This window comes from Paenalcaligenes sp. DL 463, assembly GCF_057475185.1.
In genome coordinates, this window is record NZ_JBYBKX010000001.1 from 1,775,167 (window position 1) to 1,789,441 (window position 14,275).

Genomic DNA, 14,275 nt, shown 5'->3' on the forward strand with positions numbered 1-14,275 from the left:
AAATTATGAATTGCTCTGAGATCCGGTCTGAGTACCTGCCAACAGGCCTGCCTGATTCAGCTTCTGGGCCAACCCAAACCGGCTGACCCATGAGGCTAAAGGGGCAGCGAACCACACCTTCAAAGCATGGAACATCAGCTCAAGAATATCGGTGAAGGAAGTGAACGCCATCGCCTTTGCTGCAGCATCCAGTGGCATTAGATTGCCGTTAATCTCAACCGAAATATTCTCTTTTGTTAACAGTCGATCAGCCCAAGCCCTAAGCTGCTTGCCATCAAGGCGTTCGGACAGCTTGGCAATGGCGGTAGCCAGCGCTTGCTCGTCCTTATCATCGCCCTGCTCATCTGCCATGGCTGATAGCAAGCCGCCCGCCGCCGGCAAGATATCTTTCTGCAGGTCTCCAAAAATACTTAGAGCGGTGAAAGCATCAAGCGGCTGGATCAAATAGACGGTATCGCCAACCGTTACTTCTGTTGGTTTCTGCATTACAGCATGCCTCCGTTAACGAAATGCCCAATCGCCTCAAGCGTCCACTCTCGGGCTTCCAAGCCCTTGGAGTAGGTGGCATTAGCTTTGTTCACAACCCAGCCTGTGCCAGTAAACAACGTGGTGCCGCGCAGATCCGCTACCGATACTGGCACAGCGCCGTCTCCGCCTGATATGCGATCAGCATCATGCAGCGCAGATAAAACCGCGTTACTAGGGCTAGTTTGCTGCAGTGTCACCGTAACTGTGTGACGTGGGTCCAAGCTCATTGCTCGAGCAACATCACCATAAGCTCCGGCCTCACTCGTAACCCCGTCACTGGTAGGCTCAATAACGATAAACGTACCGTCAGCAACCCCTGTAAGCACAGCCGCACCAACAACTACTTTTACCCGATCAGGGCTGTAAGTTTTAAGTTCACTCATATCCGCACTCCTTAAAAGTCGTAAACCAGACTACCCCTAACCTCTACCAAGTGAATTGCCCCCGCAAGTCGAGCTGTGAACTTCACGTCGCGCAGAATACGATTTGCTTTATCGTTGGTAGGAACTTGGCTGTTTCGTGGCGCGCTGATGGTATATGACGGAATTACATTGCCGTACTCGTCCAGCTCTTCAGGAGCAATGCCACCACGACGTACGTTCAAATCTAACGGGTCGCGGATTGCATTCACCACTAACTGAATACCATCATCGGTATAGGGAACCTTTCCAGAACTGTTTGTGGCTCGAACCATCATCCCCGCAACAGAGACCTTGATCGATTCGACCAGTTGATCTCGCAGGCGAATCACATCGACCCACTCCCCTGCTGCAACACGCCCACCCTGCGTTACCGAGAAATTACGGATTGCATCAAACAACGTGACATTTCGGTCAGTCGCTGTCACTTTCTGGCTGCCGTTGTAGTTCACCGAAGTAACACCGGCTAATTGAACGTTTGCCCACGTCTCTTGACCTGCGTACCAAACGAAGCGGTTGGCCATCAATGCGGCCTCTGGATACTCAGTGGCGGCTTGAGGGCTATACATGACAAATGAGCGGAACTGATTCTTAGACTGCAGATCGCTGGCAATATCGGTGCTGGATCCTGAGTCGATGACGTTGGGATCGGCAGAACATGTGCCAAATAGCTTCTCGTTGGCTTCCGCCCAAGAAGCAGCCTCCTTGACGTCATCTTCATCGCGGCTGGTAATGACTAAGCCGTACCAGTTATCTATCTCGGATGAAACGGCCGCCAGCGCATCAGTAATTGACTCTGCGCTAGCTGAAGGAGTAAGGGTCAGATTGCCTTGGGCGTTAACCGATAATGGCGCACCCGAAACATCGTTCTCGATAACGACTGAGCTAGAGACTGCTGCCGCAGTTACTGGCGCTGTAGTTCCGTTAATGGCACTCGCCAAGGCCGTTGCAATATCAGAGGCGTTATCACCTGCTTGGCCAATATACGTGGCAATAGCTGTTTGCTGAGCGCCGGCTGCATCGCGCCAAGCCAAGCTAACGGCATACTCAATCTGAGCGGCGCGTGTGACTGCAAGCGTTGCCTCATCGATCTGACGTCGCCCTACATAAACCTGTCGGATGTGAGGTGTCTGGCTAAAGGCGTCTCGCGCTGCAAAATACAAAGGGTCTGTTGCAGACAAGCCCATGTCTAACAGCTCATCACTATCAGTAATAACGAGTGCGCGATTAGTCGATAGCATGTGACTGCCCAGAATGAGCATGTCGTTAAAACTGCGCTCGGTAATCGATAATGTTCCGAGCGAGATCTGAACATCAGCGATGTCGGATAATTTTCCCATTATGGTGGCTCCATAAAAAAAGCCGCCCAATGGGACGGCTGGCTTAAATTGATAATTCAGTTATTCGACGTGAACAGTAAAAGGAGTTGGTGGCAATTCGTTTACCTTAGCACTCGCTTCGACCGTCTCGATGTAAGACACAAACTCCTCGACACTCCCCAAGTAGTGGCATGTGAGATCCACAATGGCTCGATCTTCATACTGCGCATCATCTCTGAGGGAAGGTAGCGGCTGGATACGATCAACCGACAAGATGCCAATATCCAGAGCCTCGGATAGATCTTGAGCTCCTTCAGTCCACAGCCTCATTGAAAACGCATCGGCTCTACTTAATGCTTCATCACCAAAGAATTGCACCTGTACTTCAACAATCCGACTTGCTTGGGTTAACCGCATTCCCTGCTCGTCGACGCGGCCCCTATGCACAGGCAATGACGTGATTGGCTTAATCTCTAGTGTGCAAAAGGCCTGCTTTGGGCGTGGGCCATTTCCATTTGCCCAAATCATCGTCTCCGATACACACGAGGACATTAATTGGTGAAAGTTATCGAGTATCGTCATAGCGCTGACACCCTCGTCGCTAAGTAACGGTAGTGCTTAAGCCGAGTGGATCGCCATGGTGACACGGCAACTACTAAGTATCGACTGCCTTCCCACACAAGCGTATCGCCACCGGTATCGTCTGTACCGGCTACGGTCAATTCCGCATCGGTATAAATCCGCACCATCCTTTCAATACTTCGGCCTGACGGCTCTGATCGCATTTGATCGTAGTCGCTTGTCGTCGCAGGCTGGACAGAAGCCTTGATCGTATACGGCTCTCCATCGGGCCCCTCTTTCCAACGGCCACCCACATATTGACCTGGCAACCTAGGGGTAATCGTTTGAGGTGATCGAAAACTCATTTTTTATTCCTGACTTCGTTGCCAATCGAGTTATACATGCGCCTGCTCTCAATAAGTACTTGCCCGTGGCCTTTGCGCTTGATGGTTGATGGTGCGTTTTCTGCCCATGGACCATTGAGGATATGCGCTTGAATTCGTCCTTGGAACCATTTGCCTAGCTCCTTAGCTGCTACGCGAGGGCTGGCTCCGGCCATAACTTCTTCAGCCTTTTGCTGCATAACCTCGCCTGTCTTTTGACGATAATCATCAGCCGTACCGCCGATAAAGTCCCTTTTGGGGATATCGCGCGTGCCGTAGACTTGATAGGCCGCAACCTCGCCAACCGTCATGCCTTTGTCATAGGTCTTTTTAGCTTCTTTAGGCAGAATCCCCGATGCCACCTCAAGCGAGGCAAGCTCATGGGTCTCACGAATGATCTTATCTAGACCATGATCAATAATTCGGACGCTCATCGTGCACACGCTCCCCTATGCAGTTTGACACTGCAACGTCTTGCGAATGCCTCATAACGAGCCTTGAACCCTGCTGCGTCTAACGAGTCCGCGACGTCCCCATAAGTTTTGACGAGATCACCTTCACGCTCACTGACAACTCCCATTTCACGCACATCGGTAGAGCTATTCTGTGCTTGAAGGGTTAATAGCCAAGCAGCGTATAACGCCTGAGCTTCATTTTGCTGAGCCTCTGATAAACACCAAGGCCGTCGACTCTCAGCAATAGCCAAGGCATTTATTTTTTGCTCCTCAGGCATTTCGAGATTAGGCGCAAAGAAATTTAGAAGCTCAAGCGGTTCCATGTTTAATCCTTTGCCTCATCAAGTAAGGCCGCAAGGTCGTCGCGCTTAGTCACGCCCTCGGGAATCTCAATCCCCTTCTCTGCTAGCAGCTTTTTGATTTGCGTCAAATTAAGCGGCTTACTCTCGCCCGCATCATTCCCTTTAGGGGCGATACCTTTATCTGCCCAGAGGTCAACGATGGATGCACCTTTAGGGGCAAATCGTGCATCAATAATTTTCTTGCCATGTGCACGCGCCTGCTGTTTGTACTCAGGGCTAACTGGGTGCACAACATATACGATATTCGTCATGTCTGATCCTTATAAAAATGGGGCGACTGTAAAAGCCGCCCCATAGGTCTTAGCCTTGGCCGACTGCCAGCACTCCTGCGCTGTGCTTGACACTGTCGACCACCAGTTCCCAATTAGCGCCAGTCGCAATTTCAGTATCAGTTGGCGACTTCCCGCCATTCGCCACATCCCATGCGTACCCCTTAACACCCAGAGAGAACTCGTAGTCGATTTGAAGGGTAGTCTCGATGCGCTCTTTGCCGTTGACCGTGTCAATATTGGTCACGAGGTTGCGTGGATCACGCACGATGGCTGCGCCAGGAGTTAGACCCAAGACGCGGCGCATTGCAGGATCATCGCCAGCCGCAGCCGTGAAGAGCGCAGGTGCGTCAGTCACCACCGATGGGCGGCCCAGGATATCGACCACACGGACATTGCCTGCCTGGAACAGCGCGGTGCTGTTGGTCAGGTTCAGGGCGATCAGGTTGTGATACTGAACGCCATCCATCACCTGTGCGGCGATTTGGCTGGAGTGGTCGCCAAACAGCGCATGCGACTCGTTCATAGCCAGATAGTCGGCTGTCTTGGTGCCTGATACGTCCACAGTCGTCGCGGCACCCTGATTGCCAATAGCAGCCGCCAAGCCAGCAATAGCCGTATTCAGCTGGTCCTGTAGCAGAATCTCGGCAAAGGAACGAGATACAACCTCGACGCCCTCAATGGTGGGCTTCATCAGCCATGTCATTTGCGAGGGCTCGTATCGCACTGGACCAAAACCACCAGCGATTTTGACCTCGACGAACTTATCTTGAGACAAGTCCACCGGAGTTACGTCGCTATTGGCTGCATAGCGGTCTACACGACGACGCGCAGAGGCTAAGTTTTTAAAGAACGACGTCATCATGAAGTCGCCCTCAAAGCCTTCAGTGGTCAACACAATGGTGCCGTTTGAGGCTGCATTGAATTGGTCAACCATTTGAGCCAGCGTTTCGATAGTCGCAGGCATGAAGTATTTATTGAACACTTCCATCTGGGATAGTGCCATGATTTCACCTTTATAGAGTTTTGCCCGGATGGGCGTTTACGAAAATGATCAGGCCATCCGACCTGTTGCGCCGTACCCCATCCGGGATCACAGCTAATACCAATTAGGCGCGTGCCAAATCGGGAAATTTGGATGCAATGGCAGCTTTGCGTGCGCTACCATCACCGCCGAAGTCGCCCTTACCGGCGCTTGGCGAATTACCATTGGAAGTTGAGTTGGAGCCCATACCCGCAGCACCAGAAGCCTTAAGGATTGAGTCTTTATGCGGATACGAATCCACTAAAATTTCTAAGGCCTCATCAAAGCTGGCTAATGCGCCGGGGTTCTCACGGCTATAAACTTTCTGATTGTGCGCGTCGTAGGCAACGATCTGCCCTTCTTCGACTTTGAACGCCTTTCCAAAATAGGCCTGAACTAGATCGGCCGGGATAGCAAAGCGCTCAGCGATAAGCTTTGAGCGGGAGAATGAGCCGCCGATCTTTTCCTGATACAGCTGACTTTCTAGCTCCTGCTTCTTCGTTGTGACCTCATCAATCTGGCTCTGATAAGCTTTACTGATTTCAGCCTTAACTTTCTCGACCTCTCCTGCATCGATCAGCTTTTTATCATCGAGATTCGCCACAGTCTCAAGCGCCTTGCGCGCCGCATCTGGATCCGTAATACCTTCGAAAGCTTGGATTTGCTTTTCTAGCGTTTCCTTAGCTTCACGGTGTCCCTGAGCTTCTCGATTTAAGCGACCGATAGTATTGCTTGCGCCCGGCGCATCAAATGCGATCTCTTTACCATCATCGTGCACGTAGAGGGGCTTACCATCTTGCACTTCAGCATAGGTTTTACCGTCGATCTCAATAGTTTTAAGCTTCATCATTACCTTCCTTTGGCTATCCAGCCATTACTAACGAGCATCCGCTCTTAAACGCCCCGTTTATCCAAACTGCAGGCAATAAAAAACCCAGCATCAGCTGGGTCTCACATTACTCACCGTATTTTCTTCGTAGCTCATCGAGCGTTACTGTTCGTCCTTGACCATTAATCAGGTCGCTAAGGGTTATTTTGCCTTTCTTCCAAAGCTCATAGCGCCCACGACCAAAGTACGCCTCTTGGTAGCGCTTGGACTTCTTGCTTATCCATTCTTCAAAGGTCATGCCGCGACTGACCTTGCCGTCTGGGCCCGGTATCGCGCTTGCAGGACCGTCCTCGGGAAGTTCTGGAACCATCGTGCAACGACAGCCGAAATGCAGTGGCGCAGAGCCTACCGCTCTTACCGACCTATCCAGCGCCACCATTTCGCGATCGAACAGCTTCCCATCCATGGCAGCACAGGTTAAACAGGTCTTGCTGTCGAACATTGACGAAAACCGATAGCCTGAAATCAAGCTGGTTCCTGTAGCAACTGCCTTCTTAATGGCTGTCTCAGCGCTAAGCACTGCGGCTTGGGTGTTTACCTTTGCCCCCTTGGCTGCTTTATCAAAGATGCCATTCTTAGCGAACAGGGTATCGGTGCTGCTTTGCTGCTCATTTAGTGCAGCCAAGCGGATCGCTCTGATAGCTGCACGCTTTACGCTCTCAGAACTGCTGGCCCATAACTCCGATGTTGTAGCACCAGTGATCAGCACATCAGCAAGACTGGGAGCCGTTCGCCGTCGTGACTTCACAAGCCTAGCCAGTGAGGGAGTTGTTGCAGCCATCATGGAAGTAAGACCTTTATCCCCGTCCTTGGCAATCAGCAGATAGATGGAATCAACAGAGCTAGCTACGCTTGCAATCAATGCGTTGAGCTCGCGCCGAGAAAGTCGTGATAGATCTCTTCCTGCCAAAATCGTGGCTATCTCAAGCGCTAAGGACTTAACACGGCGCTGTGCATCTGCTTCAAGCCCTCTTGAGTACGCGAGAATATCAGCATGCCGATCAGCTATTTGCTCATGCAGGGATGCCATGATCTGCCCCAGAACTCAAGATACGCTCTTGCTCTTCTGCCCATTCCAACTCGTTACTGATCAGGCCTCGACGCTTGCACTCATTAAATGCAGTCGCCTCTGAGATTACACCTGCCACAACCAGCTTAATAATGGACTCAGCACTCATAGACTGGTCATCAAGTGCATCAAAGTCATCATTAACGTCTACGTGGCCGCCCGACTCAGTCCCTCGATACTCAGCCATAAGCTGCAGCACTTGATCGATTGCATCCTCTAGCTGCTGAGCCATTGCACCTAACGCTGATTGCTCAATAATTGCGTCCGATCTGGCCTGAGCTACCGTTTTCGTAGATTGTGATTTTTTGGCTAGTAGCCTTGCTCCCGATTCACGCATTTGCTCTTCGAGCTTGGTCAGGCTGTCAGCACCCACCTTCACGCTTTCAGCTGAGCCTTGAACCACATCGATACTGCCGCCGGGCGGTAGGCAAATAATGCTTTCTGCACTGGCTGACAACTTAGTGTCGGGCTCAAGCCCTGTCGCATAAACAATGCGAACACGGGCAAAACGCACGCTAGCATCTTGGTCAGACTGCTCCTGCCAATGCTTAATGTTCATGTTTGCCAGCTCTAGCAGTGGCGGCTTGGCTGTGAGCATTCCAGTGCGCCCCGTGTAGAACGTCACTAATGGAATTGACGATAGGCTGTTCACCCCCTCGTCTATGAGTACCCAGTCCGATTTACGTGATTGGTTGGACGACTGTTTTTCCCATAGCTCGTATCGCCCGGGCTCAAGTACTCGTACCCGCTCAACTTCGGTCACGCCATAGGCCCCATCTCGAGCCATAGCCACTTCACGTATACGCACTTGAACTAGTTTATCTACGTTATTAACTCGCTCAACAATCCAGCCAATCACGTCGTGAGGCATAACCAAACGCGCATATGGACGGATATTGGCTTGCTTAACATCACGTTCAGTTAGAGTGCCATCCGCTCTGCTTGAAAGCCCCGCAGTCTTGGGGTAATCAACAAGCGCATGGCAAAGCCCATAAGCAAGACCATTCTGAAACCAGTCTGCTGCAAACACATCAAGATCGTTACCCTGTAGGTCAATATCTTCGATGTCAGCCTGCAGATTAGCCGCGACCTCGTCACGATTAATGGGACGATAGAACACCCGCCCTGTCATGTTCTTTACTGTCTCAGAGTAGGCGGGATATAAGGTGGCACAAGCTAGGCGCTTTTCGTAATCCTCGGTGCACTCCATCTCAAAGCGCGGGAGCAAATTCTCACCCGCTTTGCGCATGGAGTCCGTGCCGCCCATCAGCGCATCAATACGCTCACGAACTTCTTTACCGGCTTCCCAAGCTGCGCTTTCTTCAAATACTTTTAAGGTCATCTCAATCTTCTCGCAATTTGGGTTGCTGTTCGTTTAGTTCGGCTCATTGCAACAGCAAAATACCTAAAGGCATCAGCCCCGTGGCTAGACCAGTCGTGTAAGGGCTTATCTTTCCAGCAGCCGCGCTTATCGTCCCATTCCTTGCGGTAATTCTCTAGGCTGCTAATACCCTCCTCGCATGTTGACTGATTAAATGCACAGTGCGGCAGTATCTCGCGCACTTGATCAATCCCATCATCAACGCCGAGCTTTGGAACAACTTTGAATCGAATACTGTATTTTTCACCATCGATCTCATAGCCTTCTCTGGCGATTTCACGGCGAGTCTTACCGTCACTACCAAACTCCCTATTGTCGATATCGTGAGGCCCCCAGTGTTCGCCATACGTATACCCACGATCCTTCAAAATCTTCATGTAGTGTCGAAGTCCTTCCCCCGAGTTCTCGTAATAGTCGATGATGTGATACTCCTCGCCAATGAGGCGAACGAGCCAGATCGCGGTCGAGTCCCCAACACCGATATCCCAGAACGTATGAACTGGCTGGTGACTGTTGTCAGGTAACTCCCCGATGCGTTGCTGAGAGTACAGCTTGGCAAACTGCTTAGCGTAGTAAGCCCCCTCAACAGATTGCTGGAAGGCCTCAGCCGGTATCGACGGGTATTCCCGCTTCATATCATCGCCAAGGGTCTTTTCCTTAGCGTGGTACCAAGCCTTCTGTCCGTCAGTCAACTTAATGCCGTGCTTGCCTTCAAGCTCAGTAAAGTAATCAACTAACCGTGTAGGCAGAGCTGAAGTGGGCTCTAAGCTGTACTCTGGGTTTTTCCACCAAGAGAAGAAAAAGAACTTCCAATCAAGCTGGCCTAATGGCTGTTTTGATGCGGCCTGCTTCTCGGCAGTCTGGGAGTACTCAAAGAAGTACCCAGCCCTACCCTCCGCTGTCGACTCAATCGTGACAAAGCAATCAGCGGCTACCGCCTCAAACGCACCCGTAACGATTTCCCGCGCCTTATGCGGGAACTTCGCGCATATCTTGCCGAACTCCGAAACATGGAGGTATCGAAGCGTGCCACCACGAAATGACGTGCTTACGTAGAGAGAACCCCCTTTTGCAAATACCAGTTCGCCAGCAGCGTCGTTGCTTGCGGGGTTAGCCAGCCTGATCTCTGCAGGCAGATTGTCGTATGCGTATTTAACCTTCTCCCTAAACAGCCGTTTTGCGTCATTCAAGGTATGGGCAATCAGGGCGCACTTCGCTGACTCGAACAGCGCCGCATCTAACTGGATGATGCACTGCTCAGTCGTAAAGCCTAGCTGCCTCGCCTTAAGGATGATGTTGCGAGTGTGCAGCCCGTTGAAATATTCAAGCTGCTCGGCAGTCATCCGAAAGCGGACTTTCTTGCCCTGCTTATTGGTGATGAAGTAAAGATTATTGAGGCGCCAATGCTTATCCCGAAGCTTTTTCAAATGCTCCGGTTTCATATCTACGCCTCTGACGAAAGCTCATCCATTAAGGAGGAAAGGGATTCGACGGTTTTGTCGCCTTCCTCTGTGTCTAGGTTGTAAGCCTGACGCTCACCCTTGATTACTTTTAGCTGAGCATCCACACCAGCATTTAAGGAACGCGCAAACTCGTTGTGATTATCTTCGTGCACTTCCATCTCATCGAGCGCGGCGCACAACTTGTTTGCTAGTCCACGCCACTGTGCAAGGACAGTGCGGTGAGCAAGAACTACATCAACTCTAAAGTCAGACTCAGACTCTACAATTTCAGCCTCGGTATCCTGCGTACTTTTTGTGCGTACCTTTGTGCGTACTAATTTTTCATTTGTTGCCGCTAGAACTCGCTTAGTTAGATCCCGTCTCCAGCCTTCCTTCTTAGCGCGCTTTCTAATCGCTCCTTCGCTAACCCCGAATTGTTCAGCTATCGCTCTTATAGACGGCGCTCCAGATCGGTAGACTCCCTCTAGCTTTTCCCAATCAACGGGCTTCCTTATCGCCATTGCAAATCCTTTTCTCAATAAACCTCATGGCACTCGCTCGATGCACATCAGCGTCGCCCATAGAAATAGGTATTACACCAGCGGTTCGGCATGCCTCTATGACTACCAACTCCTCATCTATATTCCCCCATGAGGAAAAGACCAAAGCTTTCCTTGCTTTTGGTACATCTGCATTTGCCATCCCCACTTGAATGGCATAAGCAATGCACTGACCGACTCCAGACAATACGTTTCTTTTTCCCTGTCGACCGCACTTCACCTCACAGACAGTCACAGAGCCATCGACATGGACTAGAAGATAATCAACACGCCCACCTAGAACATTAAATTCAGCCTCGAAGCTTATTATCTCTGGAGCTTCGCTTTCAAATAGTGAGATATGCGCCTTTCCAGATAAGAGCATCAATCTAAATACGCCAGATATGAAAGCCTCATTCTTTAAATGAAGGTGCCCGTAAACGTCGTACGGCAATCCTAATAGCGCACTACTCTCACGAAGCGTTTCGATAGCCTCCCAGTCAGGTTGCTTCATATTTAACTTCCAATAAAAAACCGCCCGAAGGCGGCTTGCTGGGCTAAGCCTAACCGGTCGGCTGAGGACCAATTACTATTGCGGCCATTATTGACAGCCCAGCTTCAAAGCTAGTCTGTGGCCGGCTGCTGCCGAAATGATCGTCGAGCCTTATGCGAAAGCATGTTTCGCCCTCCCCGATCCAAGGATCGCCGTACTGCGGCACATTTATTGACCATACAGGCTCCCAGAATAGACGATCATACTCGTCAAAGCGCTCTCGCTCTACGACAAGTCTACCCATCAGGCCTGTATCGTCCGAACCCCAGTTCAGCACTAGACGACCTTTCCCGGTAGGCGTTATAACGTTTGCCACGCACCGAGCGTCGTCCAGAGGCTCTATTGCAAGCGGAACCTGTTCTGCAGTACGTGGGTCAGAGTACATATCCTTGATTGACGTCACGACTGCGTTCACGCGGGTGCGCACCCTGTCAGCCGCCGATCCTATGCCGATCATCGACTGCGCCGTCGAATGCGGAATGGCTTGATGTCGCATACTGCCTCCTATGTAATAAGAAGCTACAGCATGTCATCTCTTGCGTGTCAGGACATCAGGGCTTTCCCCTCTTCAAAATGCAGGCTGGCATCAGTCAGCACACTGCCTTCTGAGCTCTTCCTCACAGGGTTTGCATGGGGTGTTTTGTTTCTTTGGTGGCCTCTAACCTAAAGACCTAATTGAGAGAGGGGCTGCTCAATAACTTTGATACGTTCCGCAATTGACGCACATATGACCATCGGGCGTTAAATAAAAGTACTCATTACCGCAATTACATACTCTAATTAACTGGCCATCTGCCGGTTGAAATTCAAAGCGGAACCGCCCTTTCATGGTTTTACATTCAGGGCATTCTAGATCCAGAACCCCCACAGGGGAGCACGCAACCCACTCATGCTTACATCTAAGGCAAAAAGCCTGACCTGAACCTGTAGCCTCAGCTTGATTATTTTTAGAAGTTTTATCAAAACTCAATATATTAGTCATAAGCACTCGGCACTTCCATGCTGATAACCCCCCATACAATCCACGTTTCAAAATGATACTTTTGTAAGCTCATTAACATCGAAAGGGAGGATTAATGAAAAAGCCCGGCGAAAAAGCTACTAGATCAGGTCAATATGAAATCGTTGGCCCTAGAGGAGGGAAAACAGGAGCGGAAAGGACTGTGGTGAAAGGTGAGCCTCTCCCACCAACTCCCCAGAAAGGTCAAAAGTATGTTCTAGCCGATCCCACTAGAAACAAAAGTGGCAAAGGTTAACTCGATCTGTAGTTAAGTGGACGTGGCCTGTTTGTTTCTCTGAAGCTCACAGGCCGCTACCTCTGACTCTAGCTTATAAAAACCCATCTTAAGGTAGCCAGTGGTCAGTAAAGAGTATTAGGGCTTTGCTTTCTTTATGATGAACCCACCCACGATCCTTCAAGCTTAACCGCGTAAATCTTTAGAACACCCTAACTTGCGGCCTATCCTTAATTATGATTTAAAGCGAAAAGATGAGAAAGAAACAATGCAAACTTTGCCTAGAGTATTTTGACAAGCTTTCCCAGTCTCATGTCATCCCCAAATGGGCGATTAAGTTTGCAATCCCAAATCAAGTCCCGGTAAAAGTGGCAGACAGAAAGTACCCACAACGTAGTCCTATTGGGCCTTATGACGACACGATTCTATGTTTTAAATGTGAGAGCCAGTTTGCTGAAATGGACAGCTATGCCTGCGACATACTAAGGGATCAACAGCCTACCGAAAATCAACTTAGGCCTGATCTACTCTCCATTTGCATCCAGAACCACAAGCTATTCAACCTGTTTTGTCTTGGTATGTTGTGGCGAGCTCATGTCAGCAGCAAAGACATTTTTTGCTTAGTTGACCTAGGTACTTATCACGCAAAAAAAATTAGAAATATCCTTCTTAGGAAGGATGAGTTAATTGAAGCCGACTACCCAGTATGTCTTTTCTATACCATTAGAGATATAGGTGAGTCCGGAATAGTTTCGAGCCCGTTTCGCGGGCGAGCCCAAGTGGGGTCCATAACACTCAACAGCTATTACGTCCTTCTTGGGGATTTCGTACTTCAAATATTCGTTGATAAACGGGCTGCTGAAATTTGCAGCGGCGCATTTACTTATCGTTCGGCACCAACAGTGCATTTCATGCAAACAAACCTATCTGAAACTCCATTTGCGCGAGCAGCTAGCTTAGTGCTAAAGGGCTACGATGAGAAAAAAATCAATATATTGCGCTCTTTGATTAAATAGAGAGCGCTAAGACGACCATCAAAATGGGAAAGCCCCGCATCTCTCGACCGGGGCTTCTTCAAATCCTATAGGCGCAACTTTCCTGACCTCTATTGTTGCGGTTAGTGCTGCGGTTATCAAGAACTTCATGTTGCGGTTTTAGCCAGTAAAAGGCTGTCTCGCCATTTTTTACTTCGCTGCGGTTGCTTTCAATGATGCTGTAATCCTCAAGGGCAACTAAAGCTCTACGTACAGTTTCCCTCGTGCTACGCCTTTGCCTTACGCATGCATCAGGTCGCACATAGCGAACGAAGTCCGCTACCGTAAACTTCACCTTAGGGTGCGCCCAAACCAAGTCGGTTATCTCTGCTACGTACTTCAACCTAATTCCCTCCAAACCAAATCCTTAAACAGCCCAAGATAGAGCTTGTATTCGTGCTCTCGCAGCCAAACGCCAGTCACTGACTTAATCCACCGCTGTGCTTTTTCTAATCGCTGTTGCGGCGTTAACTCTGCGAACAGGCCATTGCGCTGGGGATACTCAGCTGTAACGATCATGCCCTCGTGATGTGGCAGGGTCTTATGCAGCCGCTCAACTGCTAGTGCTTGCTCTACGTTTATTGGCCTGTACTCGTCGTCATACGGCACCACATGAGCCAGATTACCCACCGCCTCCCCTGATGCGCACCACCGAGCCCAGTTCCAAAGAATAGAATCAGCATCGTATCTACGCACGTTTGTCTGCCTCCTTGAATAATCGCTGCAGCTCCCGCTTAGCACGTTCCGCCTTATTTTCTGGCTGCCGCTCTTCATGTTCCTTGCGCTTCTTTCGAACGAAGTCCACGTGCTTCG

18 protein-coding genes are annotated in these 14,275 nt (G+C 50.2%); 1 reads left to right on the forward strand and 17 read right to left on the reverse strand.

Going from position 1 to position 14,275, the window contains the following annotated elements:
- Nucleotides 1-3: 3 nt before the first annotated feature.
- From AC2UZI_RS08440 to AC2UZI_RS08515, 16 genes are all read right to left on the reverse strand, one after another.
- The gene (locus AC2UZI_RS08440) at nucleotides 4-486 is read right to left on the reverse strand and encodes a phage tail assembly chaperone (RefSeq protein ID WP_486943364.1); all 483 of its coding nucleotides are present in this window, start codon (nucleotides 484-486) and stop codon (nucleotides 4-6) included.
- Complete coding sequence (locus AC2UZI_RS08445; protein WP_486943365.1) at nucleotides 486-911, reverse strand: phage structural protein; 426 nt, start codon at nucleotides 909-911, stop codon at nucleotides 486-488. Before AC2UZI_RS08445 ends, AC2UZI_RS08440 begins: the two co-directional genes overlap by 1 nt.
- A gap of 11 nt (nucleotides 912-922) precedes the next feature.
- Nucleotides 923-2,287, reverse strand: a complete 1,365-nt coding sequence (locus tag AC2UZI_RS08450; RefSeq protein ID WP_486943366.1) for a DUF3383 family protein — start codon at nucleotides 2,285-2,287, stop codon at nucleotides 923-925.
- Nucleotides 2,288-2,347: 60 nt separating this feature from the next.
- Nucleotides 2,348-2,848, reverse strand: coding sequence for a phage neck terminator protein (locus AC2UZI_RS08455; RefSeq protein ID WP_486943367.1), 501 nt, complete (start codon nucleotides 2,846-2,848; stop codon nucleotides 2,348-2,350).
- On the reverse strand, nucleotides 2,845-3,192 hold the full coding sequence (locus AC2UZI_RS08460) for a phage collar protein (RefSeq protein ID WP_486943368.1): 348 nt from the start codon (nucleotides 3,190-3,192) through the stop codon (nucleotides 2,845-2,847). Before AC2UZI_RS08460 ends, AC2UZI_RS08455 begins: the two co-directional genes overlap by 4 nt.
- The gene (locus AC2UZI_RS08465; protein ID WP_486943369.1) at nucleotides 3,189-3,644 is read right to left on the reverse strand and encodes a phage virion morphogenesis protein; all 456 of its coding nucleotides are present in this window, start codon (nucleotides 3,642-3,644) and stop codon (nucleotides 3,189-3,191) included. The genes AC2UZI_RS08460 and AC2UZI_RS08465 overlap by 4 nt, the downstream gene beginning before the upstream one ends.
- Nucleotides 3,641-3,988, reverse strand: a complete 348-nt coding sequence (locus tag AC2UZI_RS08470; RefSeq protein ID WP_486943370.1) for a DUF4054 domain-containing protein — start codon at nucleotides 3,986-3,988, stop codon at nucleotides 3,641-3,643. Before AC2UZI_RS08470 ends, AC2UZI_RS08465 begins: the two co-directional genes overlap by 4 nt.
- A gap of 2 nt (nucleotides 3,989-3,990) precedes the next feature.
- On the reverse strand, nucleotides 3,991-4,278 hold the full coding sequence (locus AC2UZI_RS08475; protein WP_486943371.1) for a HeH/LEM domain-containing protein: 288 nt from the start codon (nucleotides 4,276-4,278) through the stop codon (nucleotides 3,991-3,993).
- A 49-nt stretch (nucleotides 4,279-4,327) separates the two neighbouring features.
- Entirely contained in the window at nucleotides 4,328-5,302 is a 975-nt protein-coding gene (locus AC2UZI_RS08480; protein WP_486943372.1) for a major capsid protein, read from the reverse strand.
- Nucleotides 5,303-5,405: 103 nt separating this feature from the next.
- On the reverse strand, nucleotides 5,406-6,170 hold the full coding sequence (locus AC2UZI_RS08485; RefSeq protein ID WP_486943373.1) for a DUF6651 domain-containing protein: 765 nt from the start codon (nucleotides 6,168-6,170) through the stop codon (nucleotides 5,406-5,408).
- A 106-nt stretch (nucleotides 6,171-6,276) separates the two neighbouring features.
- On the reverse strand, nucleotides 6,277-7,239 hold the full coding sequence (locus AC2UZI_RS08490) for a phage minor head protein (RefSeq protein ID WP_486943374.1): 963 nt from the start codon (nucleotides 7,237-7,239) through the stop codon (nucleotides 6,277-6,279).
- Nucleotides 7,223-8,620, reverse strand: a complete 1,398-nt coding sequence (locus AC2UZI_RS08495; protein WP_486943375.1) for a DUF4055 domain-containing protein — start codon at nucleotides 8,618-8,620, stop codon at nucleotides 7,223-7,225. Before AC2UZI_RS08495 ends, AC2UZI_RS08490 begins: the two co-directional genes overlap by 17 nt.
- Entirely contained in the window at nucleotides 8,617-10,101 is a 1,485-nt protein-coding gene (locus AC2UZI_RS08500) for a terminase large subunit domain-containing protein (RefSeq protein ID WP_486943376.1), read from the reverse strand. Before AC2UZI_RS08500 ends, AC2UZI_RS08495 begins: the two co-directional genes overlap by 4 nt.
- A 2-nt stretch (nucleotides 10,102-10,103) precedes the next feature.
- Nucleotides 10,104-10,622: a hypothetical protein gene (locus tag AC2UZI_RS08505; RefSeq protein WP_486943377.1), complete on the reverse strand. Its 519-nt coding sequence runs from the start codon at nucleotides 10,620-10,622 to the stop codon at nucleotides 10,104-10,106.
- Complete coding sequence (locus tag AC2UZI_RS08510; protein ID WP_486943378.1) at nucleotides 10,600-11,154, reverse strand: hypothetical protein; 555 nt, start codon at nucleotides 11,152-11,154, stop codon at nucleotides 10,600-10,602. Before AC2UZI_RS08510 ends, AC2UZI_RS08505 begins: the two co-directional genes overlap by 23 nt.
- 49 nt (nucleotides 11,155-11,203) lie before the next feature.
- Nucleotides 11,204-11,596, reverse strand: coding sequence for a hypothetical protein (locus AC2UZI_RS08515; RefSeq protein WP_486943379.1), 393 nt, complete (start codon nucleotides 11,594-11,596; stop codon nucleotides 11,204-11,206).
- A gap of 1,086 nt (nucleotides 11,597-12,682) precedes the next feature.
- Between AC2UZI_RS08515 and AC2UZI_RS08520 the strand changes: the two genes are divergently transcribed.
- Nucleotides 12,683-13,444: a hypothetical protein gene (locus AC2UZI_RS08520; RefSeq protein ID WP_486943380.1), complete on the forward strand. Its 762-nt coding sequence runs from the start codon at nucleotides 12,683-12,685 to the stop codon at nucleotides 13,442-13,444.
- Between the two features lie 357 nt (nucleotides 13,445-13,801).
- Here AC2UZI_RS08520 and AC2UZI_RS08525 read toward each other — a convergent pair whose 3' ends face one another.
- A complete protein-coding gene (locus AC2UZI_RS08525) occupies nucleotides 13,802-14,158 on the reverse strand; it encodes a hypothetical protein (protein ID WP_486943381.1) in 357 nt (118 codons plus the stop codon).
- Nucleotides 14,159-14,275: the final 117 nt, after the last annotated feature.